General features: G+C 69.8%; 21 protein-coding genes and 1 tRNA gene. 12 read left to right on the forward strand and 10 right to left on the reverse strand.

What is annotated here, in order from left to right:
- Positions 1–110 precede the first annotated feature (110 nt).
- The 3 genes from LCF40_RS01775 (at position 111) to purL (ending at position 3,159) form a co-directional block, all read left to right on the forward strand.
- Positions 111–662, forward strand: a complete 552-nt coding sequence (locus LCF40_RS01775; RefSeq protein WP_224827131.1) for a GNAT family N-acetyltransferase — start codon at positions 111–113, stop codon at positions 660–662.
- Between the two features lie 11 nt (positions 663–673).
- Positions 674–747 (forward strand) — tRNA-Thr (locus LCF40_RS01780).
- A 237-nt stretch (positions 748–984) separates the two neighbouring features.
- Entirely contained in the window at positions 985–3,159 is a 2,175-nt protein-coding gene (gene purL, locus LCF40_RS01785; protein ID WP_224827132.1) for a phosphoribosylformylglycinamidine synthase subunit PurL, read from the forward strand.
- Between the two features lie 83 nt (positions 3,160–3,242).
- On the opposite strand, the gene LCF40_RS01790 is transcribed toward purL, so the two are convergent.
- Positions 3,243–4,691: a GAF domain-containing protein gene (locus tag LCF40_RS01790; protein WP_224827133.1), complete on the reverse strand. Its 1,449-nt coding sequence runs from the start codon at positions 4,689–4,691 to the stop codon at positions 3,243–3,245.
- A gap of 240 nt (positions 4,692–4,931) precedes the next feature.
- Between LCF40_RS01790 and LCF40_RS01795 the strand changes: the two genes are divergently transcribed.
- Complete coding sequence (locus LCF40_RS01795) at positions 4,932–6,740, forward strand: asparagine synthetase B family protein (protein ID WP_224827134.1); 1,809 nt, start codon at positions 4,932–4,934, stop codon at positions 6,738–6,740.
- 27 nt (positions 6,741–6,767) lie between these two features.
- Here LCF40_RS01795 and LCF40_RS01800 read toward each other — a convergent pair whose 3' ends face one another.
- The 3 genes from LCF40_RS01800 to LCF40_RS01810 all read right to left on the reverse strand — a co-directional run bounded on the left by LCF40_RS01800 (position 6,768) and on the right by LCF40_RS01810 (position 9,739).
- A complete protein-coding gene (locus LCF40_RS01800) occupies positions 6,768–8,018 on the reverse strand; it encodes a GNAT family N-acetyltransferase (protein WP_224827135.1) in 1,251 nt (416 codons plus the stop codon).
- 84 nt (positions 8,019–8,102) lie between these two features.
- Complete coding sequence (locus tag LCF40_RS01805) at positions 8,103–9,257, reverse strand: aminotransferase class I/II-fold pyridoxal phosphate-dependent enzyme (RefSeq protein WP_224827136.1); 1,155 nt, start codon at positions 9,255–9,257, stop codon at positions 8,103–8,105.
- On the reverse strand, positions 9,254–9,739 hold the full coding sequence (locus LCF40_RS01810) for an Lrp/AsnC family transcriptional regulator (protein WP_114577374.1): 486 nt from the start codon (positions 9,737–9,739) through the stop codon (positions 9,254–9,256). Before LCF40_RS01810 ends, LCF40_RS01805 begins: the two co-directional genes overlap by 4 nt.
- Before the next feature lie 125 nt (positions 9,740–9,864).
- On the opposite strand from LCF40_RS01810, the gene LCF40_RS01815 reads away from it, so the two are divergent.
- Positions 9,865–11,028 carry a mechanosensitive ion channel family protein gene (locus LCF40_RS01815; protein WP_224827137.1) on the forward strand — a complete coding sequence of 388 codons (1,164 nt, stop codon included), beginning with the start codon at positions 9,865–9,867 and terminating at the stop codon, positions 11,026–11,028.
- Positions 11,029–11,049: 21 nt separating this feature from the next.
- On the opposite strand, the gene LCF40_RS01820 is transcribed toward LCF40_RS01815, so the two are convergent.
- Positions 11,050–12,138, reverse strand: a complete 1,089-nt coding sequence (locus LCF40_RS01820) for an NADH:flavin oxidoreductase/NADH oxidase (protein ID WP_224827138.1) — start codon at positions 12,136–12,138, stop codon at positions 11,050–11,052.
- Positions 12,139–12,283: 145 nt separating this feature from the next.
- Here LCF40_RS01820 and LCF40_RS01825 point away from each other — a divergent pair, with 145 nt between their 5' ends.
- Positions 12,284–13,084: a BtpA/SgcQ family protein gene (locus tag LCF40_RS01825; protein WP_224827139.1), complete on the forward strand. Its 801-nt coding sequence runs from the start codon at positions 12,284–12,286 to the stop codon at positions 13,082–13,084.
- Here the strand turns inward: LCF40_RS01825 and LCF40_RS01830 are convergent, their stop codons facing one another.
- Positions 13,085–13,507 carry a dCTP deaminase/dUTPase family protein gene (locus LCF40_RS01830; RefSeq protein ID WP_224827140.1) on the reverse strand — a complete coding sequence of 141 codons (423 nt, stop codon included), beginning with the start codon at positions 13,505–13,507 and terminating at the stop codon, positions 13,085–13,087. It lies immediately after the preceding gene.
- 102 nt (positions 13,508–13,609) lie between these two features.
- Here LCF40_RS01830 and LCF40_RS01835 point away from each other — a divergent pair, with 102 nt between their 5' ends.
- Positions 13,610–14,302 (forward strand): O-methyltransferase, encoded by a 693-nt coding sequence (locus LCF40_RS01835; RefSeq protein ID WP_224827141.1) that lies wholly within the window; start codon positions 13,610–13,612, stop codon positions 14,300–14,302.
- Between the two features lie 56 nt (positions 14,303–14,358).
- Here LCF40_RS01835 and LCF40_RS01840 read toward each other — a convergent pair whose 3' ends face one another.
- From LCF40_RS01840 to LCF40_RS01855, 4 genes are all read right to left on the reverse strand, one after another.
- A complete protein-coding gene (locus LCF40_RS01840) occupies positions 14,359–14,781 on the reverse strand; it encodes a hypothetical protein (RefSeq protein WP_224827142.1) in 423 nt (140 codons plus the stop codon).
- Positions 14,782–14,833: 52 nt separating this feature from the next.
- Positions 14,834–15,871: a potassium channel family protein gene (locus tag LCF40_RS01845; protein ID WP_224827143.1), complete on the reverse strand. Its 1,038-nt coding sequence runs from the start codon at positions 15,869–15,871 to the stop codon at positions 14,834–14,836.
- A 159-nt stretch (positions 15,872–16,030) separates the two neighbouring features.
- On the reverse strand, positions 16,031–16,384 hold the full coding sequence (locus tag LCF40_RS01850) for a winged helix-turn-helix transcriptional regulator (protein ID WP_114577366.1): 354 nt from the start codon (positions 16,382–16,384) through the stop codon (positions 16,031–16,033).
- Between the two features lie 78 nt (positions 16,385–16,462).
- Positions 16,463–17,047 carry a DUF8159 domain-containing protein gene (locus LCF40_RS01855; RefSeq protein ID WP_224827144.1) on the reverse strand — a complete coding sequence of 195 codons (585 nt, stop codon included), beginning with the start codon at positions 17,045–17,047 and terminating at the stop codon, positions 16,463–16,465.
- A gap of 78 nt (positions 17,048–17,125) precedes the next feature.
- Between LCF40_RS01855 and LCF40_RS01860 the strand changes: the two genes are divergently transcribed.
- From LCF40_RS01860 to LCF40_RS01880, 5 genes are all read left to right on the forward strand, one after another.
- Positions 17,126–18,385, forward strand: coding sequence for a cation:proton antiporter (locus LCF40_RS01860; protein ID WP_224827145.1), 1,260 nt, complete (start codon positions 17,126–17,128; stop codon positions 18,383–18,385).
- Between the two features lie 69 nt (positions 18,386–18,454).
- On the forward strand, positions 18,455–18,685 hold the full coding sequence (locus LCF40_RS01865; protein ID WP_224827146.1) for an Rdx family protein: 231 nt from the start codon (positions 18,455–18,457) through the stop codon (positions 18,683–18,685).
- A gap of 105 nt (positions 18,686–18,790) precedes the next feature.
- Complete coding sequence (locus LCF40_RS01870) at positions 18,791–19,672, forward strand: aldo/keto reductase (RefSeq protein WP_224827147.1); 882 nt, start codon at positions 18,791–18,793, stop codon at positions 19,670–19,672.
- Positions 19,673–20,380 carry a class I SAM-dependent methyltransferase gene (locus LCF40_RS01875; protein WP_224827148.1) on the forward strand — a complete coding sequence of 236 codons (708 nt, stop codon included), beginning with the start codon at positions 19,673–19,675 and terminating at the stop codon, positions 20,378–20,380. It abuts the gene before it with no gap.
- A 38-nt stretch (positions 20,381–20,418) separates the two neighbouring features.
- Positions 20,419–21,393 (forward strand): Gfo/Idh/MocA family protein, encoded by a 975-nt coding sequence (locus LCF40_RS01880; RefSeq protein WP_224827149.1) that lies wholly within the window; start codon positions 20,419–20,421, stop codon positions 21,391–21,393.
- Positions 21,394–21,418 lie beyond the last annotated feature (25 nt).

Here is a 21,418-nt window from a genome sequence, read left to right on the forward strand (position 1 = left end):
CACCGAAAGAGGTTCCCCGACGGGCGACGAGGTCCGCCCGTGTACCGGCCGCGATCGACTCCGGCGGTTCCGGCGCTCCCGACGACCCCGACCGGACGCGAGGGTGACCGATGAGCGACGACGGCGAGCGGGCCGACGACCCGGCTGCCAGTGACGACACCGACGCCACGCCGCTGATCGAGCCTGCAACGGACGACGACCTCCCAGCCCTCGTCTCCGCCTGGATCGCCCTTGCGGGCGAACAGGAGGCTTACGGCTCCCACATCCGCCCCGAGGAAAACCGGGAGGCGATCCGGGACGTCCTGCTCGCTCATACGTTCGACGACGACCTCCTCGTCGCCAGGATCGACGACGCGATCGCCGGCTTCGCCAGCGTCTCGATGGAGAACGGACTGTTCGAACTCGACGTCGCCCGCGGACGCCTCTCGAACCTCTACGTCACGCCCGCCCATCGGGGCCGCGGGATCGGCACCGCCCTCCTCGAGGCCGCCGAGGACCGGCTCCGGGCGGAGGGCGCCGACGTCCTCTCGCTCGAAGCGATGGCCGACAACGCCGACGCGAGGCGGTTCTACCGGGCGAACGGCTACCACGAGACGCGAGTGACGATGGAGCGACGGCTCGAGGACCGGGGAAACGACACACACTCAAAGGAAGAACGGTAAGGATCGACCGCGCCAGGGGAGCATGGGCGGTTCATGCACTCGACTTGTAATCGAGACTTCGTGGGTTCGAATCCCACCCCTGGCTCGTTTCAACGGCGAAAGTTCGTCTCAAACCGGACAGATCACTGGGTCGCTCTCGAAGCTGTCGCCTTTCAACTCCACGAAGGTTCGTCTGAAACCAACCGCTTCCCGAAGCGCATCATTCCACGTTCCGCTTCAACCCTGCCCAAACACGCCCGATTTTCCTCGGAAGTACGATATGTGGTTGCATGATCGTGTGCATGGAAAGCGATTTACCGTCCTCGACTGAACACGAGAATGAATGAGTCTTGCCGATTCGGACCGCGAGCTGATCACCACCGAACTCGGCCGCGAGCCGACGGCGGCGGAGGCGGCGCTGTTCGAGAACCTCTGGAGCGAGCACTGTGCGTATCGCTCCTCGCGCCCGCTGTTGGGCGCGTTCGACAGCGAGGGCGAGCAGGTCGTGATCGGTCCCGGCGACGACGCCGCGGTGGTCGCCCTCCCCGATCCCGAGACGGGCGAGCCCGGCGAGACGTACGTCACGCTCGGCATCGAGAGCCACAACCACCCTTCCTACGTCGATCCGTTCGACGGCGCGGCCACGGGCGTCGGCGGCATCGTGCGGGACACGCTCTCGATGGGTGCCTACCCCATCGCGCTGACCGACTCGCTGTACTTCGGCCCCTTCGCCGAGGACCACCCCAAGTACCTCTTCGAGGGCGTCGTCGAGGGAATCAGCCACTACGGCAACGCCATCGGCGTTCCGACGGTCGGGGGCAGCGTCGATTTCCACCCCGACTACGAGGGCAACCCCCTGGTGAACGTCGCCTGCGTCGGCCTCCTCCCCGCGGATCGGCTGGTCACGGCCGTGGCCCAGAAACCCGGAAACAAACTGGTGCTCGTCGGGAACGCCACCGGCCGGGACGGACTCGGGGGAGCCTCGTTCGCCAGCGAGGATCTGGCCGAGGACGCAGAGACCGAGGACCGACCCGCGGTCCAGGTCGGCGACCCGTACGCAGAAAAGCTGCTGATCGAGGCCAACGAGGTCCTCGTCGAGGAGGGCCTGATCGAATCGGCCCGGGACCTCGGTGCCGCCGGTCTGGGCGGCGCCTCGAGCGAACTCGTCGCCAAGGGTGGACTGGGCGCCGAGATCGAACTCGAGGCGGTCCACCAGCGCGAACCGGAGATGAACGCACTCGAGATCCTCCTGGCGGAGTCCCAGGAGCGGATGTGTTACGAGGTCGCCCCCGAGAACGTCGAGCGCGTCGAGGCGGTCGCCGCGCGCTTCGACCTGGGCGCGTCGGTCATCGGCGAGGTCACCGAGGGGAACTACCGGTGTACCTTCGAGGGAGAGACCGTCGTCGACGTCGACGCCGAGTTCCTCGGCGACGGCGCCCCGATGAACGACCTCCCGGCCGAGGAGCCAGCGGTGCCCGACACCGAACTCCCGGATCCCGACCTCGAGGAGTCGTTCGAAGCCGTCGTCTCGAGCCCGAACACCGCCTCGAAGGAGTGGGTGTATCGCCAGTACGACCACGAGGTCGGCGTCCGAACCAGCGTGAAGCCGGGCGACGACGCCGCCGTCGTCGCGATCCGGGAGGCCGCCGGCCTCGGGGACGACGCGCTCTCGGAGGACGCGGAGGGTATCGGGCTCGCGATCTCGGCGGGGGGCGCGCCCAACTGGACCGCGAGCGATCCCGAGGCCGGCGCCCGCGCGATCGCCGTCGAGAACGCGACGAACCTCGCGGCGAAAGGGGCCCGGCCGCTGGCGGCCGTGGACTGTCTCAACGGGGGCAACCCCGAGAAGCCCGACGTCTACGGCGGCTTCTCGGCGGCGGTGTCGGGACTCGCGGAGGCGTGTGCCGACCTCTCGGTCCCCGTCGTCGGCGGCAACGTCTCGCTGTACAACGACTCCGCGACGGGGCCGATCCCGCCGACGCCGACGCTCGCGATGGTCGGCACGAAGCGGGGATACGAGGCCCCGCCGCTTTCGGCGAGTCCGGAGGGCGATCTCCTCCTGGTCGGCGACCGACCCGACCGGCTGGGCGGCTCGGAGTACCTCGCGCGCTTCGGCGGCAGCGACCGGTTCCCCGCCCTCCCCGACGATCCAGCGGGGTTCGTCGATTCGCTCGCGGCGGTCGCAGACCACCCCGCGACGCTCGCGACCCACGACGTTTCCCACGGAGGCCTCGCCGTTTCCCTCGCCGAGATGGTCACCGATGAGGCGGGTCTCGAGGTCAGCCTCTCCGGGGACCCCGCCGCCGCGCTGTTCGCGGAGGGCGCCGGCCGCGTCCTCGTCCAGACGACCGACCCCGACGCCGTCCGGGAGGCGTTCGCGGGAATCGCCCCCGTGGCGCGGATCGGCGAGGGAACCGACGACGGGGTCCTCCGGGTCGACGTCGGCGAAACCGACCTCACCTACGACGCGGCCGGGATCCGCGAGCGCCGCTCGACGATCGCCGCCGAACTCGAGTAGTCATACGGTCGGAAGAAACGAGTTACCGATCGACCGCGGTGACGTGTTGCGATCGAGGGTCCACTGACGTTCCGCCGACTGTATCAGGGTTCGAGAGTCGCCACTCCCCGAACGGAGACGCGGCCCTCGCCGACCGATAGCCGCCAGCCGTGGGCGTCGGCGATCGCCCGCGCGACCGCGAGGTCGAGCCCGTCGGCTCCCCACGCTCGGCGTTCGGTCCCTCCGTCCTCCCCGTCGGCGGCGACGTAGAACCCCCGTTCGTCCCCGTCTACGGTTCCGACCCGGACGGCCCGAATCCCCTCGGAGCCGCCGGCCCGCTCGAGCGCGCCGTTGAGGACCGACGCGAGCAGCGACCGGAGTCGGCCGGGGGCCGCCCGCAGGCTTCCCCCGTTCTCCACGACGATCCGGTCGGGATCGGCCCGCGACTCCGCGACGGCGGTCTCGAGGGCCGCCCCGAGCTCGACCCGCTCGCGCCGGCCGACGCCGGTCGCCTCGCCCGCGACCGCGCCGACGTCGGCGACGAGTTCGCGGATGCGGTCGATGCGCTCTCCGACCTGGGGTTCCCCGTCCGTCCCGGCGAGGGCGGCCTCGATCGCCTCGAGTTCGCGGTCGACGTCCGTCGAGAGCGCGCCCGCGACGGTCTCGAGGCGATCGGCCTGGCTCGCGATCCGGTCGGCGCGCTCGCGGAGGAGCCGGTCCCGGTCGGCCCGATCGAGGGCCGCGCGGGCGTTCTCGACGAGCGTCGCCAGGAGGTCGCGGTCGGCCTCGTCGAAGGCGTGGGCCTCGAACGAGCCGGTCATCAGGACGCCGTGGGCCCCGATGGGCGCGATGATCTCCGAGCGGAGCCGCGTCTCGGGGTTGTAGAGCCCATCGACCTCCCGGAGGTCGCCGTATAGTTGGAGTTCGCCGGCCTCGAAGGCGTCCCAGACGAGCCCCTCGCCGGGGGCGAATCGGGGGAGCCCCCCGAACTCGTCGTGGGCGCCCGCGGTGCCGGCGACCGGCTCCAACCCCCCGTGGTCGTCGTCGACGAGCCAGACGCCGCTGATCGGCAGATCGAGCAGGTCGCCGCCCGCGTGGACGGCGATCGCACAGATCTCTCGGGGGTCGTCGGCCCGCACCAGCCGGCGGGTCACCCCGTGGAGCGAGGCGAGTATCCGCTCGTGGTCCCGGCGCTCGGTGACGTCCCGGACGATCGCCGCGACCGCCGGCCCGCCCCCAAGCGCCGTGAGCCGGACGATACCGACGCGCTCGCGTCCCTCGCCGTCCGTGTACGTCAACTCGATCTCGGTCGGATCGCCGCCGTCCCGCAGCTTCTCGATCGCCCGGTGGAGTTCGGCGGCCTCCCGGGGGGCGACCTCCCCGGCCGACAGCAGACGCTTGAGGGAGGCACCGACGACGGCCCCGCGGTCGACGCCCATGGCGCACTCGACGGCGGCGTTTACCGACCGCACCCGGTCGTCGCCGCCGACCACGACCACGCCGTCCCGGATCACCTCCACGACGGACGGCGGCGCTTCCGGCGCGTCGTTCACCCCCGATCACCCGCCGCACGCGGAGGAGTCATCGGATGTGTCTACTATCCGGGGGGTGGAACTTCACTCCCCCGGCCGTCCCCGCGGGGAACGATGCCACCCCGTAGGTCGGGAGCCGCCCCGACCGCCGGCTCCGGTCGGCGATCCGGAGCCGAGGCAGGATATCGGACGTATCGCCGGCTGCCGGGCTCGATACCGGGTATCGACAGGTTAATCCTCTGGAGTGGCATACGGCGATCCATGCCAGGAGTGACGGTCGCCCATGACCGACTCGACGACGATGCCGTCGAGGACGCCCTCCGTTCGGTCCGTTTCGACGACCGCTACACCCGAGAGAACGTAGTCGACGACGACGATCGAGTCGTCGCCTACACCGGCTACGACGAGTATCCGGTACGCGTCATCGAGACCGATTCGCACACGGTCGTTCTCGAGGGCCATCTCTACGGGACCGACGAGGTCGAGGGTGAACTGACGGCTGCGGCGGAGCTGGTCGAGGAGGGGCGACTCGACGAGCTCTCGGAGTGGCTGGCGGGCCGCGACGGCGATTTCCTCGTCGTCGTCGTCGGGGACGACGGCTCGACCCGAGTGATGAACGATATGTTCGGGCGTCTCCCGACCTACCGGGCGACCATCGGCGGGACGACCGTCGTCACCCGCGAACTCAAAGTGATCCGGAAGCTCGCGCGGTCGGCCGGCGAGGAACTCGAACCGAACACGCTCGCGCTCGGCCAGTTCCTCTGGTTCGGCCACCCTCTCGGGACGCGGACGCTGTTCGAGGGGGTCGAACAGCTCGCGCCGGGCTCGCTGATCGACGTCGAGGCTGATACGGTGGAGTCGGTCCACGAGTACCGCTTCGACGACGTCGACCGGAGCCGAAGCCTCGAGGAGAACGCCGAGCACCTCGCCGACCGGTTCATCCAGTCGTGTCGGAACCGCGCGAGCGTGGGCGAGGAGACCGTCGTCTCCCTGAGCGGCGGCCTCGACTCGCGGGCGTCGATCGCCGGCTACACCCACGCCGACGGCACCCTGCTCGCGGCGACCTCCGCCCGGAAGGACGGCGGCAACGACGGCGAGGTCGACATCGCGCGACAGGTCGCCGCCGCGCTCGACGTCCCCTGGGAGCTGTACGTCGCCGAACGGACCGACGGCTACCGCGAGTGGCTCCTCGAGACCAAACAGGGGATGAACAGCTTGAGCCAGACCCTCGGGCTCGACTTCGCCGACCAGGTGGCGGCCGACCACCCCGGAGCCATGTTCGTCACCGGCGACGGGGGCGACAAGACGGTCAAGAACATCATGCCCTCGAAGCCCGTCGAGTCGGCCGACGATCTCGTGGACGCGGTGATCGACCGGATGGCGCTGTTCGACCTGGACGAAGTGACCGAGATCGTCGACGTCGACGCCGACGCACTCGTCGAGTCGGTCCGCGAGCGATTCGAGGCCTACCCGGAGTCGACCGTTAAGGGACGGTACGTCCACTTCGTCGTCCGCGAGCAGGGCCCGAACTGGTCGTTCCACGGCGAGGATCGTACCCGCTACTACGTCTGGTCGACGACGCCCTTCTACTACCCGCCCTTTTTCATGGATGCGATGGCCTGCCCGCCCGAACAGAAGCAGGGAACCGAGCTCTACCGGGTGTTCCTCGATGAGCTTGCGCCAGCCGCGACCGACGTCGACTACTTCGACTTCGGGACGCCGATCGACTCCCTGGAGTATCGGGTCAAACGCGCCGGCTACGACTGGCTCTCGGACCGCCCGTTCCTCAAACAGCGCGTTCTGGGCCTTCTCGGCGAGGGGAGTTCGTCGGGCGGCTCGCCCCCGACTCCCCTCGCCGAGGAGACGGGGATCCCATCGACGCTTGCGGACTGCTTCTCGGGCGAGGCCGTCCAGCGGGTCACCTGGTCGGGCGCGTACAGCACCCCCCAGCAGTACCTCCTGTTGACCCTCGTCTCCGCGCTCAACTGGGTGCCCGAGGACGGGGACGTCGAGATTGCGTATGCGGATGACGACAGAGCCGACAGGTCATCGGTCTCCAAGCGACCATAGCTCCTCGGGAACCCGGTTTCGAACCGCTCAGAACCCGTCCCGGAGATAGACCTCCGTCTCGGAAAACGCCCTCCCCAGGGCGTCGACCGCCGCCGGCGCCCCCTCGAGCCGGCCCGTCCGCTCGAGGCGGCCGGCCGACCGGGCGCCGACGGCCAGTTGCGAGAGCGCGGCGATGTCGAGGCGGGCGTCGGCGTCCCCGGACGAGGGCTCGTCGTGGATCCGCTCGCAGGTCGCCACGCCGTCGTCGATCGAGATGGCGAAGACGCCGTCGTTCCAGTCGGCGAGCGGGTCGGAAACGGCGAGTCTCACGTCGAGATCGGTCTCGGGGTACGAAAGCGCCGATAGCGACTGGGCGATGTCCACGATCCGGACCATCGGGCCGTCCTCGAGCTCACAGTCGAGTTCGTCGGGATCGGTCGCGATATCCGGGAGCAGGGAGTCTTCGGGCTCGCGCAACCGGACCGCGTTCACCTGGGAGTCGTGGTCGCCACAGAACGCGAGCAGTCGGCGGTAGGCCTCGCTATCGACGGCGGCGAGTTCGTCGACGTGCATCGTCCGGTCGCCCCACTCCCCCGAGATCCGGTAGACGAGGTAGCCCCGGATCTCGCCCGCGCGCTCCCAGCCGTAGACGAACGGGTCGTCGTCCCAGCGCTCGAAGACCCGGTGGCGCCACCACTTCTCGGTGCGATCGATCGAGAGGCCATATCGGCGCGAATCGGCCTCGTAGGCGGCTTCGAGACGGTCGTAGTCGCCGGCCTCGATCCGCCGGTACTGGCCGTCTTCCCTACCGTGTCCACCGTCTCCCGCGTTCCCGTCGGCCGCCGCCGACGCCAGCGCCTCGGGCTCACAGTCGATCGCGAGTGTCTGGTTGGCGGTGTCCCAGCCGTACTGGCGGTAGAACCGGTACCGGAACGGCCAGAGGACCGAGAACCGGGCGTTCCGGTCGCGGTACTCCTTGAGGGCGCCCTCCAGGAGGTCCCGGACGTACCCCGACCGGCGGTGTTCGGGGGGCGTCGCGACCGCCGACAGCCCCGGAACCGGGTGGAGGTCCCCGCGGACCCGTGCGTCGAACCAGTGGTGTTTGCAGACCGAGAGCGGGTCGGCCTCGGCGGGCGCGCCGTCGGGGTACAGCCCCCGCGGGCTCCCCATGCGCGCCCTGGGCGTGTCGTGCTCGTCGGGGTCGTACTCCGGCGGGCCGTCGGTCGGGCTGAAGGCGTAGCTGACGTACTCGAAGAGGACGTCCCGTCGGTCGTCGGGGAGGGGACGGTACTCCGTCATGGTCCCGACTGCTCGGGGAGGCGTCAAGAACGTTCGTGATCCGCGGTACCAGGGGACGTCACCGCCGACTCATCGCCCGCCGACTCATCGCCCGTCGACGAAGCGCTCGATCCGCGCGAGCGCCTCCCGGAGCTCCTCCATCCCGGTCGCGTACGACACCCGGAGGTGGCCGTCGCCGCCGGAGCCGAAGACGCTCCCGGGGACGACCGCGACCCCGTGCTCCGTGAGGAGTTCCTCGGCGAACGTATCGGCGTCCCATCCCTCTGGAACTTGCGGGAAGACGTAGAAGGCCCCGCGGGCCTCGAAACAGGGCATCCCGATCTCCTCGAATCGCGCGAGGACGAACCGGCGCCGGCGGTCGTACTGTTCGACCATCTCCCGGACGTCGCCCGCACACGACTCTATGGCCTCGATCGCCGCGTACTGGGCGGTCGTCGGCGCCGACAGCATCGTGTACTGGTGGATCCGGTTCATCGTCCCGATCGCCTCGGCGGGAGCCAGCGCGTACCCCAGTCGCAGCCCGGTCATCGCGTGGGCCTTCGAAAACCCGTTGAAGACGACCGTCCGCTCGCGCATCCCCGGCAGGGTGGCGATCGAGGCGTGCTCGCCGTCGTAGGTGAGTTCGGCGTAGATCTCGTCGGCGAACACCAGCAGGTCGTGTTCGCGGGCGAAGTCGGCGATCGGCTCCAACTGCTCGCGACTCATCACCGCTCCCGTCGGGTTGTTCGGGTAGCAGTAGACCAGCGCCTCGGCCTCCTCGGCGCCGGCCTCGGCCAGGGCCTCGCGCGTGAGCCGGAACTCGTCGGCCTCGCGGGTCGCCACTGGAAGAACGTCGCCGCCGGCGAACGTTATTCCGGGCTCATAGGAGATGTATGAGGGCTGGGCGACGGCGACCCGGTCGCCGGGATCGACGAACGCCCGGAAGGCGAGGTCGACGGCCTCGCTGGCGCCCGCCGTGACGAGGATCTCCTCGCTCGCGTCGTACGAGAGGTCGAACCGGTCGGCGACGTAGCCCGAGATCGCCGCCCGGAGGTCGGCCATTCCCCGATTGGCCGTGTAGGAGGTCCGGCCGCGCTCCAGGGAGTCGATCGCGGCCTCGCGGGCGGCCCACGGCGTCGCGAAGTCGGGCTCGCCGACGCCCAGCGAGATGACGTCGTCGCGTTCCTCGGCGATCTCGAAGAATCGGCGGATCCCCGAGGGTGGAACCTCCCGCACTCGCCCTGCCGGCTCGAAGCTCATGGCGAGTACGAGAGCCGGTCGTCGTCGTCGCCGTCGCCGAGTTCGAGCCCGTGTTCCTTGTAGGAGGTCATCACGTAGTGGGTGACGGTCTGGGTAATCTCGGGGACGGGCGCGACCTTCTCGCTGATGAATCGGGAGACCTCCCCCAGCGAGTCGCCCTCGACCTCCATATCGAAGTCGTAGTCGCCGCTGACGAGTCGGAGGGCGGTCACCTGCGGAAAGCTCGCGAGGCGCTCCGCGATGTCGGCGTACCCCGTCTCGCGATCGAGAACGACGTTGAGTTCGACCTCCGCGCGGACCCGCTCGTCCGCCAGGCGGTCCCAGTCCACGACGGGCCGGTAGCCCCGGATTACCCCTTCGGCCTCAAGATCCTCGATCGCCGCCTCGACCTCGCTCTCACTCAGGCCGGTCATCCGGGCGACGTCGGCGGTCGAGTAGCGGGCGTTCTCGCGCAGCGCCGCGAGGACCTCGCGTTCGCTCATACGCTACCCCAGCGTGGGGCGCCGGCAAAAACGTTGCCGTCTCGTGGGAGCCGGTCGCATTCGGGCTGGAGCGGTCGTTTCGGGACCCTTATGGGGTCGCCGTCCGTTCGGAGATCAGAGGCGACATGTCGCCGGCGCTCCCGCTTTCCGTCTCGCTTACGCCCGACCCGATCGGCGAGCTCCAGGGCCAGTATCTCGCCTCGGTGTGGAGCCAGCTTCTCGCGACGGTTCTGGTCGTCGCCGTCGGGATCGGGGCGGTCGTCGCCGTCCGCCGGCTCGAGTCACGCCTCCGGGGGCGCTACGGGACCGTCCTCGCGGAGGTGGCCGCGCTCGCGGTGCTCGCCGTCCTCGTCGTCCTGGGTGTCTACTCGCTTGCGGTCGTCTGGAAGGTGACCGGCGTCCTCGGAGAGGAGCTCGGCTCCGTGTCGATAACGGCCCAGCTCACCGGCCAGCTCCTCCTTTCGGTCGGAACCGTCGCCGTCACCTACTTCGCGATCCGTTTCGTCAACCGCTCGATCGACAAGCTCGCGTCGCGGAACTCGATCACGACCCACCAGAGCGAGGTCGCCTACCACGTCTCCGACGTCGCCATCGCCGGCGTCGCCGTCCTCCTCTTGCTGACGATCTGGCGAATTGACCTCACCAACATCTTCATCGGCGCGGGCGCGATCACCGCCGTCGTCGCACTCACGGCCAGGGAGACGCTGACGTCGGTGCTCGCCGGCTTCATCCTCCTCTTCTCGCGCCCGTTCCGGGTCGGCGAGTGGATCCAGGTCGACGACGGCGACGACGAGGACGGGACGAGCGGGATCGTCACCGACATCACGATCTTTCACACCGAACTCCAGACGTTCGACGACAAGCAGGTACTGATTCCCAACGACCGGATCACGAGTTCGACGCTCACGAACTACGCCCGGAACGACCAGCTCCGCCTCGAGATCGAGGTCGGCATCGACTACGACACCGACCCCGAACGCGCCCGGTCGGTCGCGATCGAGGCCGTCGAGGATCTCGCCGAGATCAAGCCCCGCCCGGAGCCCCAGGCCGTCACCAGACGCTTCGGCGACTCGGCGATCCTCCTCGAGGTCCACGTCTGGATCGAGAACCCGACGATGCGGCGGGCCCTGGATGCCCGGACGGCCGTCATCGAGGCGATCACGGCGGCGTTCGACCGGGAGGGGATCACGATCCCGTTCCCCCAGCGGGTCCACTCTGCCCGCGAGGACACGGAGTTCGCCTTCGAGAACCGGTACGCAGAGGAGGCGACCCCCTCGACCGACGACTGATAGGGTCTGCAAGACCCGAGATCACCGGACGCCGCGCCGGTACTGGACCGGCCACTCCTCGCTTGCCCCCTCGCCCCGCAGGGCCCCCGCCGCCCGAAGCCCGAAGTAAGGGTCCCGGAGGAACTCCCGGCCGACGAGCACGAGGTCGGCCCGGCCGTTTCGCACGAGCGCGTCGGCCTGCTCGGGCTCGGTGATCCCGCCGACGGCACCCACTGCGGCGTCGCTGCCCTCGCGAACCGCTTCCGCGAGGGGAATCTGGCCGTTCGGACCCTCCGGTGGCTGCTGGTCGGGGTGAAGCCCGCCGGAGCTGACGTCGATCAGGTCCGCGCCCAGGTCGGCGAGCGCTTCCGACAGCCGCACCGACTGCTCTATCGTCCACGACTCCTCGACTCCCTCGAGCCAGTCGGTCCCCGAGATCCGCACGAACACCGGGCGGTCGTCGGGCCACACGTCCCGGACCGCTTCGGTGACCTCGCGGACGAGTCGGGTCCGGTTCTCGAAGCTTCCTCCGTACTCGTCCTCCCGGCGGTTTGTCACGGGCGAGAGGAACTCGTGGAGGAGGTAGCCGTGGGCCGCGTGGACTTCCGCGATCTCGAAGCCGGCCGAAAGCGAGCGTTCGGCGGCCGACCGGAAGGCGCCGACGACCTCCTCGACGTCCTCGCTATCCATCTCCCGGATTTCGGGTCCCTCCTCGTAGGGGTAGGCCTCCGGCGAGGGCGACAGCGTCTCCCAGCCGCCCTCGTCGGGCGAGAGGGGGTCGTTTCCCTCCCAGGGGCGGCGCTTGCTCGCCTTGTGGCCCGCGTGGGCGAGCTGGATTCCCGGGACGGAGCCCTGTTCGCGGACGAACTCGGCGATCGGTTTCAGGGATCGGGCCTGCTCGTCGGTCCAGATCCCGAGGTCGTGGGGCGTGATCCGCCCGCGGGCGGAGACGGCCGTCGCCTCGGTCAGCACGATTCCCGCCCCGCCGACGGCGCGGCTGCCGAGGTGGACGCGGTGCCACTCTTTGGCGACCCCGTCGCGATCACAGGAGTACTGACACATCGGCGAGACGGCGATCCGGTTTTCGATCTCGCGGTCGCGGAGGGAAAGCGGCGAGAGCAGGTCGGTCATCGGGCGACCCTCGGCCCCGCGCGCCGAAAACCGCCCCGGAGGGCGACGGCCTTGCCGGTGACCGCCGTGCGGGGCGGTCGCGCCGACCGGTCCCCCGTCGGCGCGGGTCGCCGCCGATTTAGCCGTCCCCCTCCAACAAGGGTCGATGCCAGCAATCGATCCGTTCGACGCCGAGCGACCGATCGTCGGGATGGTCCACCTCCAACCGTTGCCGGGCGCACCCGGATTCGACGGCGATCGGGGAGCCATCCGCGAGCGCGCGCTCGCCGACGCCCGGGCGCTCGAGGCGGGCGGGGTAGACGGCCTGATCGTCGAGAACTTCGGCGACGCACCGTTCTACCCGGAGGGGGTCCCGGCCCACGTCGTAAGCGAGATGACCGCCGTCGCGGGCGAACTGCGGGAGGCGGTCGAGGTTCCGGTGGGAATCAACGTCCTCAGAAACGACGCCGAGGCGGCCCTCGCGGTCGCGGGCGCGGTCGGCGCCGACGTCGTCCGGGTGAACGTCCACGTCGGGACCGCCGCGACCGATCAGGGTGTTCTCGAAGGCAGGGCCCACGAGACGGTCCGCCTGCGCGAGCGGGTCGCCCCCGACGTCGCGATCCTCGCGGACGTCCACGTCAAACACGCTTCGCCGGTCGGCGATCGGGGGATCGAGCGCGCGGCCCGAGAGACCGCAGAGCGCGGGCTCGCCGACGGGATCGTCGTTTCGGGACCCGGTACGGGCGAGGAGGCGGGAGTCGAGGACGTCGAGCGGGTCGCCGACGCACTCTCGGAGCTCGACGTGCCGGTGTTCGTCGGCAGCGGCGTCACCGCAGACACCATCGGCTCCGTCTTCGAGGCGGGCGCCGACGGCGCCATCGTCGGTTCGGTGCTCGAACGCGGGGGCGAGGCCGGAAACCCGGTCGAGGAGGAACGGGTCCGGGAGGTCGTCGCCGCACGACCCTGACTACTCGAGGAGCGTCGAGACGCGGGCGTTCTCCTTCAGATCGAGGCCGGCGCCGCCGACCGCGAGCGGGAGAAGCGGGAGGTGTTCGGTGACCCGGACGGTCGGATGGCTCGCGCCGCGGGCGAGCAGTTCGTTGCGGGGCTGGAGACACAGCGGCCCCTCGCCCGCGAGGAACTCGTTGTGCTGGAGGACGTACTGACCGGCCTCGAGATGCCACCACTCGTAGTCGTCGTCCGGATCTCGCTTCTCGGTTCCGACGGGCGCCAGGTCGGCGTCGGCGAGTTCGTCGCCGCCGAAGTCGATGCTGCCGGGCTTCTCGACCTCGTAAATCGCGCTGACCGTGAGGTCGATCCCCTCCTCTCCGATCTGGACCGGTTCGTACACCAGGTTCTCGACGCGCTCGCGGACGTCGTTCGGGGCCATACGGGAGCCGACGGGCTCGCGGGCCAAAAAACGTGCCGACGGCTCCGACCGAGCGGTCGCCGGCGCCGGTAGAACTATCGGCTCCCGGCGGGACCGTCTAGTATGTCATCGGTGCTCTCCGAGGAGGTGGCACGGTTCGTCCGCGCGGCGGGTCCCGACCCCGACGACACCCTCGTGGAAATGCACGAGTTCGCCGAACGGGAGGGATTTCCCAACGTCGGCCCCGACGTCGGCTCGTTCCTTCGGCTGGTCGCCCGGACGACCGATGCCGAGCGGGTCTTCGAGTTCGGCTCCGGCTACGGCTATTCGGCCTACTGGTTCGCCCAGGCCCTTCCCGACGACGGCGAGGTCGTCCTCACGGAGGTAGACGAAGGGGAACTCGAGATGGCCCGCGACTACATGGCCGAGGGCGGCCACGACGGCGTCGCCCGCTACGAACTCGGTGACGCCTTGGAGACGGTCGAACGCTACGACGGTCCCTTCGACGTCGTCCTGATCGATCACCAGAAGGAACGCTACCCCGAGGCGTTCGAGGCGATCAAGCCGAAGGTGCCCGTCGGTGGTGCCGTCGTCGCCGACAACGCGATGCGGGCCGGCCCCCTCGAGTTCGAGACCCTCCTGGCGGTGCTCGAAAGCGGGGACGACAGCGAGCGCACGGAACTCCTCTCGGAGGCGAACGAGATGACCCGCGGGGTCGCGGAGTACCTCCGAACCGTACGCCGGGACCCCGATTTCGAGACGGTCGTCCTCCCGCTCGGGGAGGGGATCGCGCTGAGCTACCGGGTTCGGGAGTAGCCACCGGAGGTCCTGTCCGCTCGATCTCCCGTCCGAGCGATCGCGTTCAGCCGGGTTCAGTTGTTGCTGTATTCGATCTCGCCCTCGACGGTCGCGGGCTCGACGACTCGGCTGCCGTACTCCCGGAAACCCAGGAAGGCGGTCGTGGCGCCTGCGACGAGCAGGGCGGTCCAGGTCGCCGTCCGCACGGCGGCGTCGCCGCCGGCCGGCAACGGCCCGTATCCTCCCGCCTCGCCCGCGGCGGCGACCGCCGCGAGAGCGACGACCGCGACCCAGAGCGCGATGGCGGTTCGTGCGAGCCGGACGCGGTCGGCCGAGCGGGCGTACCGGGCCGTCGCGTAGACGCCAGCGACGGTCGCGGAAAGCGCGAGAACGACCCTCGGGGTGGCCGAGAGCGGGGCGTCGGCGAGGCCCGCGAGCGCGAAGCAAGCGAGGGCGGCGAGCAGTGATCGGGCGGAGTGGGAAAGTGGCGAAACCACGTCGGACACCGTGTTGGCGCCAGGAGTCCGCGCCCGTACATATAGCTGTTGGCTACGGGTCCGGTTGGTGTGTGGTGGCACGCGACTCGTCTTCCCCGACGGGCGGCCATTCCCAGGCGTCGGCCCGGGCGATCCCCAGGAGCCTGCGCCGGCGGTCCTCGATCTCCGAGACGGCCCTCTCGAGCGTCCGATCCTCGACGGTCCCGATGGAGTCCTCGCGGAGTCGGTCGAGGTCGGGGGCGGGAGGCACCTCGTCGGCGGGGTCGATGAAGGCCGTTTCGAGCGTGTCGAGATAGGTATCGACGCTCGAGCGTGCGCTCGCAAGGAGCACCGGGTCCGGCCGGTCCGCGGGCTCGACGCCGCTTTCGAGAATGGTCAGCGCCTCGTCGAGGATCGGGACCGCCACTGCGGAGGCCCGCGAGGGCTGGTCGCTGTGGTAGTAGTGGAGGACCGGGTACGCCTTGTGCTTGTCCGCGAGCAGGCTGAGGTCGTTGGCCAGCGACTCGAGAGGAAGCCCGAGTTCGCCGAACTCGCCTTCGGTTTCGTCCCAGCCCGTCCGGACGAACGACTCGGGACGGTCCCCGAGACCGGTGACGTCGCTCGCGAACGATCGTTTCTCCGAGACCGCACCGAGGACGGTGACGACGTAGGAGATCCCGAGCGTGACGAACGCCATTCCCGTTGCCGTCGTGAACGAACTCGCGATCTCCCAGACGCCCCCGGCGGGCGTGTAGTCGCCGTTCCCGTTCGTGAACATGGTGTAGGCGACGTAGTAGATCCGGCCGGTCCAGGAGGCTGGCTCGCCAGTCTGGGTGCTGAGGAGTGCCGGGCTCCCGCCGGCGAAAAGCAGCGTCCAGCCGAGCCAGAGGAGTCCGATCCACATCGCGAGCGTAAGCGAGAGGACGAGCGGACCGGCCACCCCGAGCAGCCCCCGGTCGTCGCTCGCCCGCCGGAGCCCGTACCAGGTCCAGGTCGTCAGCCGGGCCGAGAGGGGACCCGATCCCCCATCGACCCACAGCGTCGTCCAGATGACGTCTACGACCACGGCGAGGAGGACGACCGTGCCGACCGCGAGGTAGAGCGAGTCCATGCGGACCGGCTACCGCTCCTGGCCCCCTCAACCCTCACCCGGGTACTGACACGGATTTTTAGGCACCGCCGGAGAGCGATCCACTCGAAAACGTCGCGCGGCCCGTGGCTGGTTCCGGCTCTCGCCGGCTGTGGCCGTCCGTTCGAAACCGCCGAGAAACTACTCGTCGGTTTCGTCTTCGGGTTCGGGTTCGCCGCGGACGAAGGCGGCCTCGGCGCTTTCCTGGCCGGCGTCGGCGGTGGGTCCTTCGAGGAGGGTCGCGAAGTCGTCGACCTCGTCGTACTGGTCCCGGTAGACCAGCGCGGCTTTCCCCGTTTGAGTGATCTCGTAGAGGCCCGAGCGTTCGGCGGGGCCGATCTTTCTGACCAGTCCGTAGTCCTCGAGGACGGGCAGGCGGGTATTGATGTTCTTGCGGCTCTTGTCCGTGTGGGCCTGGAGGTTCGTCGCGACGTTGCGTCCCGTCTCCTCTAAGGCCGCCAGGATCAGGAAGTCCGTGGGTCGTCGGAGTTTCATGGCCGAAAACAGGCGTTCTGATCGAATAGGTCTTCCGGCTATCCACGTCGGGTACCGCCACCGGTTATCGGCGGGCGGTCACTCCGTGGAGGCGCCGACCTCCGGCGGGTGACGTCTCGACTCGATCCCCGCGACCACCAGTTCGGCGTACTCGTCGACGGAGTAGGTCCCCCGGTCGAAGCGCTCGGCCCACGCCGCCTCTACCTCCGCGGTCCCGAACGATTCGGGCGCCGTATCGAGGATCGTGATCTCGAGGAACTCGCTGTCCTCGCCCGCGCCGACGAGCGCCGCGTAGGCGCCCGCGATCGGGCCGATGCCGTGGAGGATCCCCTCCTCGTAGAGCTCCCCGGAGACGTACTCGACCGTCAGCACGTCGGCCGTCCGCTCGATCGTGTGGATCTCGAGGTCCCGGGCCTCGAGGACGGCGGCGAGGTCGTCCTCGTCGACGATCTCCCGGTCGGCGGTCGCCTCGATCCCGTCGGCGACGACGTCCGTCGGTTTCGTGACGGGGAGGTCGGGAAGCCACGCCGAGACGGGCGTCTTCGTGTTCGGCGGGAACTCCTCGCCGACGTCCGCGGTACACCCTGCGAGCGCCGTACTCGCCGCCGCGCCGGCGAGAGCGAGCAGCCGCCGACGCGACGGGGAGCGGTCGAAGCCGTCCATACCTCCCCTTCGTCCGGCCGGCCTTGGGACTGTCCCTGCACGGCCCACCCTTTTGGGGGCCGCCCCGCTACCGGGGGTATGGTCCTCGAGCTGTACGAGGTCGGCCTGGTCGTCGTCGGCGCTCTCCTCTTCGGCGTCGCGGTGCTCCCGCGGTACGTCACCCAACGAGCGATCTCGCTGCCGCTTTTCTTCGTCGGGTTCGGGATGGTCGTCTTCGCGCTTCCGATCGGACTCCCGGCGCCCGATCCCCTGGAACAGGGCGAGACGACCGAGCGGCTCGCGGAGTTCGTCGTCGTCGTCGCGCTGATGGCGATCGGGCTGAAGATCGACCGCCCGCCCGGGCTCCGGGAGTGGGCCTCGACGTGGCGGCTGCTCGCGATCACGATGCCGCTGTCGATCGCCGGTGCGGCCGTCCTGGGCCGGTGGCTCGTCGGCCTCGTCGTCCCCTCGGCGATCCTGCTGGGGGCGGTCATCGCGCCGACCGACCCCGTGTTGGCCTCGGAGGTCCAGGTCGAAGAGCCCGGCGAGGGCGAGGAGGAAGGCGCCGACGTGCCGGCCGAGGAGCGCGGGGACGAGGTCCGGTTCGCGCTCTCCTCGGAGGCCGGGCTCAACGACGGGCTGGCCTTCCCGTTTACGAACCTGGCGATCGCGGTCGCGCTCGTCGGCGCCGCCCCGGGCAACTGGCTCGGCGAGTGGCTCCTCGTCGAGGTCTTCTACCGGATCGTCGTCGGGGTCGTCCTCGGGGCCGGCCTGGGCTGGCTGATCGCGCGCGTGGTCTTCGGGGCCTCGCCGGAGACCCGGATCGCCGAGTCGGTCCAGGGTCTGGAGGCGGTCGCCGGCACGCTCCTCGTCTACGGAGCCACCGAACTCGTCGGCGGCTACGGGTTCATCGCCGTCTTCGTCGCCGCCCTCTCGCTCCGGAGCTACGAGCGCTCCCACGACTACAACGAGGCCCTCCACGAGGTGAGCGAGCTGGCCGAACAGGTCGCGATGGGGCTGCTCATGCTCTTTTTCGGCGGCGCGATCGTCGGCGGGCTGCTGGCGCCCCTGACCGTCGAGGCCGCGCTCGCGGCCGTCGCCATCGTCTTCGTCGTCCGCCCGCTGGCGGGACTGGTCGGACTGATCGGGTTCGATCGGGACCTCCTCGAGCGGGGGACCATCGCGTTCTTCGGGATTCGCGGCATCGGCTCGTTTTACTACCTCGCCCACGCGCTCACCGAGGCCGCCTTTGCCGACGCGGACCTGCTGTGGGCGCTCGTCGGCGCGGTCGTCCTGCTCTCGGTCGTCGTCCATGGGATCACGGCGACGCCGGTCGTCGATCGGCTCGACGGACGCTGACTCCGCCGGGACCCGCGACCGGGTTCCGGAACCCGAACGACTACCCGGACGGGCGACCATCGGGAACGTATGACAACCGTCGAGATCGAATACTGCGTCCCGTGTGGCCACCTCGACCGGGCTCAGGACCTCCAGGAGGAGCTGTTGACGACGTTCGGTCGGGATCTCGAGTCGGTCGCGCTCGTGACCGAGGACGGAGGAACCTTCCGGGTCCACGTCGACGACGAGTTGGTCTTCGACGTCGACGAGGAGGGGTACGACGCCGACGCGATCGTCGACCGGGTCCGCGATCGGCTGTAGGCGGGGTGGCCGGGCGAGCGCCGGTCGCCCGCGGCCGGTGTCGACGCTGGTGACTCCGGACGGGCCCCCGAGACAGCTTTATGCCCGGACCCCGACGCTCGTGGTATGCGAACGCGTCCGCTGGGAGAGACAGGCCAGGAGAGTACCGTCATGACCTTCGGCGCCATCGCGCTCAACTGGCTCGAACAGGAGGGCGCCGACCAGATGGTCGAACTCGTTCTCGATCGGGGGATCAACCATTTCGACGTCGCTCCGACGTACGGCGACGCCGAACTCAAACTCGCGCCGAAACTCGGCGAGTACCGCGAGGAGATCTTTCTGGGCTGTAAGACCCAGGAACGGGACTACGACGGGGCGCGCGAGAAGCTCGAGGCCTCGCTCGACCGCCTCGAGGTCGACCACATCGACCTCTACCAGGTCCACGGCCTCGAATACGAGTCCGAACTCGACGAGATCACCAGGGAAGGGGGCGCGCTCGCCGCCTTTCGCGACGCGAAAGACGAGGGGCTGGTCGACCACATCGGGCTCACCAGCCACGGCAATCCCCAGCTCATTCTCGACGCGATCGACCGGATCGACGATCTGGAGACGCTGATGTTCCCGATGAACCCCGTCGTCGCGGGGAAAGAGGGTCCCGACCACGACTACGCCGCGGTGCTCGAGCGCGCGAGCGAGGAGGGGATCGGAACGCTGGGGATCAAGGCGTTCGCGAAGGGGCCCTGGCCCGAGGACCTTTCCGAGGACGAACGGCCGTACGCCAACTGGTACGAACCCGTCGACACCCCCGAGGAGACGAGAGAACGGTTCGACTTCGCGCTTTCCCAGGGCCTCTCGAGCGTCATCAACGCGGGCGACCCGAAGCTGGTCGCGATGGCGCTGGACGCCGCCGAGCGGTTCGAAGGGGAGATGGACGACCCCGCCCAGCGCTCGCTGATCGAGCGCCTGCGCCACGCCGAGAGCCCGGTTCCCGAACAGCTCCACCACTAGATGGTCCCCACGACCGTCTCGACCGCCCTCGCCGACCGGCCGGTCGCGGGGACGGTCTGTCTCGAGGCGGGCGCCGGAACCGGCAACACGACCGCTGGACTGCTCGCGGCCGGCGCCGACCGGGTGTACGCACTCACGGACGACCCCGAGCACGCGCGACTGGTCGCCGACCGGTTCGCCGACGCCGGGGACCGCCTCGCGACCGTCGAGGCCGACCTCCGGGAGTGCCCGCTCGCCGACGATTCCGTCGAACTGATCACGGCCCACGCGCTCTGTAACCTCCTCGAACCCGTTGCACTCGAGGCCGTCGCCGCCGAGTTGACGCGGGTCGCGGCCCCCGGCGCCCACCTCCTGGTCGACGACTACGCGCCGCCGCCCGAGGACGCCGCCGTCGGGCGGCTGTTCGCCGTAGAGAACGCGGCCGCCTCGCTGGCGACCGGCCGCCCGGCGCTCACCTTCTACCCGTCGTCGGTCCTGCGGGCGGCGTTTTCGGCCCACGGCTGGACCGTCGACCGGGAGCTGACCCTGCTGGATCCGGTTCCCTGGACGGCGAGCCATATCGAAGCCCACGCCGAGGCCGTCCGGTCTGCGGCCGCCTCGCTTTCCCCGACATCGCGGGAGGCGCTGCTCGCCGAACTCGAGGGGGTTCTCGACGACATCGAGCCGGAGTCCGTCGGCGAGATGTACGGGCTCGCGATGCGGTACTGAACGATGGGTTCTTTGGGCCCGCCAGAGGGGAGTGAGGTATGCGATTCGGAATCCTGAGCACGGCCGACATCGCCACCGGCTCGATGATCCCCGCGATCGAGGACTCGCCCCACACGGTCGCCGCCATCGCCTCCCGCGACGAGGAACGCGCCCGGGAGGCCGCCGACGGGATCGACGCCGCTCCTGAAACGTACGGGAGCTACGAGGCGCTGTTCGACGCCGATATCGACGCGGTCTACAACCCGCTTCCCAACGCCCTCCACGCCCAGTGGAGCCGGCGGGCCGCCGACGCCGGCCTCGACGTCCTCTGTGAGAAACCTCTCGCCGTCGATACCGAGGAGGCCGAGGCGCTGTTCGACCACTGTGCCGACGAGGGCGTCGCGCTGATGGAGGCGTTCATGTACCAGTTCCATCCCCGAACCGAGCGGGCCCGGGAGATCGTCCGCGAGGAGCTCGAAACGGTCCGAAACGTTGCCTCGACGTTCACCTTCTCGCTTCGGGGCGACCCCGATGACATCCGGCTTTCCCCGGAGCTCGCCGGCGGGAGCCTGATGGACGTCGGCTGCTATCCTGTCAGCGCCGCGCGGGGCTTCCTCGGCGAGCCGGAGCGCGCGAGCGCCCACGCGCTGGACACCCGCGACTGTGGCGTCGACACCGAACTGGCTGCCCGCCTCGAGTACGACGAGGCCCACGCACAGCTCAGGTGTGGGTTCGACACCCCGCACCGCCAGTGCTACCGGGTGGACGCCGAGAACGGCTGGCTCGCAGCCGAGAACGTCTACAATCCCAGCGGCGCCGACGTCTCGATCACCTACAGCGTCGAGGGCGAGGAGCGCACGGAGGAGTTCGAGGGCGTGGACGCCTACCGTCTCGAGGTCGAGGCGTTCGCCGACGCGGTCGAGTCCGGCGACGAGCCGCCGATCGGCCGCGAGGAGACGCTCGCGAACATGCGGGTCATCGACGCCATCTACGGAAGCGCCGACCGCGGCGAGCGGGTCCCCGTCGACGAGTAGGGGATCGACAGCCGTTTGGGCTCCG

Origin of the sequence: Saliphagus infecundisoli (assembly GCF_020177375.1) — an archaeon.
In the GTDB taxonomy this organism is placed as follows: Archaea; Halobacteriota; Halobacteria; order Halobacteriales; family Natrialbaceae; genus Saliphagus; species Saliphagus infecundisoli.

Bases quoted from the DNA above. Each gene is read 5' to 3' on its own strand.
- LCF40_RS01775 (WP_224827131.1), top strand. From the start codon at position 111: ATGAGCGACGACGGCGAGCGGGCCGACGACCCGGCTGCCAGTGACGAC.
- purL (WP_224827132.1), top strand. From the start codon at position 985: ATGAGTCTTGCCGATTCGGACCGCGAGCTGATCACCACCGAACTCGGC.
- LCF40_RS01795 (WP_224827134.1), top strand. From the start codon at position 4,932: ATGCCAGGAGTGACGGTCGCCCATGACCGACTCGACGACGATGCCGTC.
- LCF40_RS01800 (WP_224827135.1), bottom strand. From the start codon at position 8,018: ATGACGGAGTACCGTCCCCTCCCCGACGACCGACGGGACGTCCTCTTC.
- LCF40_RS01805 (WP_224827136.1), bottom strand. From the start codon at position 9,257: ATGAGCTTCGAGCCGGCAGGGCGAGTGCGGGAGGTTCCACCCTCGGGG.
- LCF40_RS01810 (WP_114577374.1), bottom strand. From the start codon at position 9,739: ATGAGCGAACGCGAGGTCCTCGCGGCGCTGCGCGAGAACGCCCGCTAC.
- LCF40_RS01815 (WP_224827137.1), top strand. From the start codon at position 9,865: ATGTCGCCGGCGCTCCCGCTTTCCGTCTCGCTTACGCCCGACCCGATC.
- LCF40_RS01820 (WP_224827138.1), bottom strand. From the start codon at position 12,138: ATGACCGACCTGCTCTCGCCGCTTTCCCTCCGCGACCGCGAGATCGAA.
- LCF40_RS01825 (WP_224827139.1), top strand. From the start codon at position 12,284: ATGCCAGCAATCGATCCGTTCGACGCCGAGCGACCGATCGTCGGGATG.
- LCF40_RS01830 (WP_224827140.1), bottom strand. From the start codon at position 13,507: ATGGCCCCGAACGACGTCCGCGAGCGCGTCGAGAACCTGGTGTACGAA.
- LCF40_RS01835 (WP_224827141.1), top strand. From the start codon at position 13,610: ATGTCATCGGTGCTCTCCGAGGAGGTGGCACGGTTCGTCCGCGCGGCG.
- LCF40_RS01845 (WP_224827143.1), bottom strand. From the start codon at position 15,871: ATGGACTCGCTCTACCTCGCGGTCGGCACGGTCGTCCTCCTCGCCGTG.
- LCF40_RS01850 (WP_114577366.1), bottom strand. From the start codon at position 16,384: ATGAAACTCCGACGACCCACGGACTTCCTGATCCTGGCGGCCTTAGAG.
- LCF40_RS01855 (WP_224827144.1), bottom strand. From the start codon at position 17,047: ATGGACGGCTTCGACCGCTCCCCGTCGCGTCGGCGGCTGCTCGCTCTC.
- LCF40_RS01860 (WP_224827145.1), top strand. From the start codon at position 17,126: ATGGTCCTCGAGCTGTACGAGGTCGGCCTGGTCGTCGTCGGCGCTCTC.
- LCF40_RS01865 (WP_224827146.1), top strand. From the start codon at position 18,455: ATGACAACCGTCGAGATCGAATACTGCGTCCCGTGTGGCCACCTCGAC.
- LCF40_RS01870 (WP_224827147.1), top strand. From the start codon at position 18,791: ATGCGAACGCGTCCGCTGGGAGAGACAGGCCAGGAGAGTACCGTCATG.
- LCF40_RS01875 (WP_224827148.1), top strand. From the start codon at position 19,673: ATGGTCCCCACGACCGTCTCGACCGCCCTCGCCGACCGGCCGGTCGCG.
- LCF40_RS01880 (WP_224827149.1), top strand. From the start codon at position 20,419: ATGCGATTCGGAATCCTGAGCACGGCCGACATCGCCACCGGCTCGATG.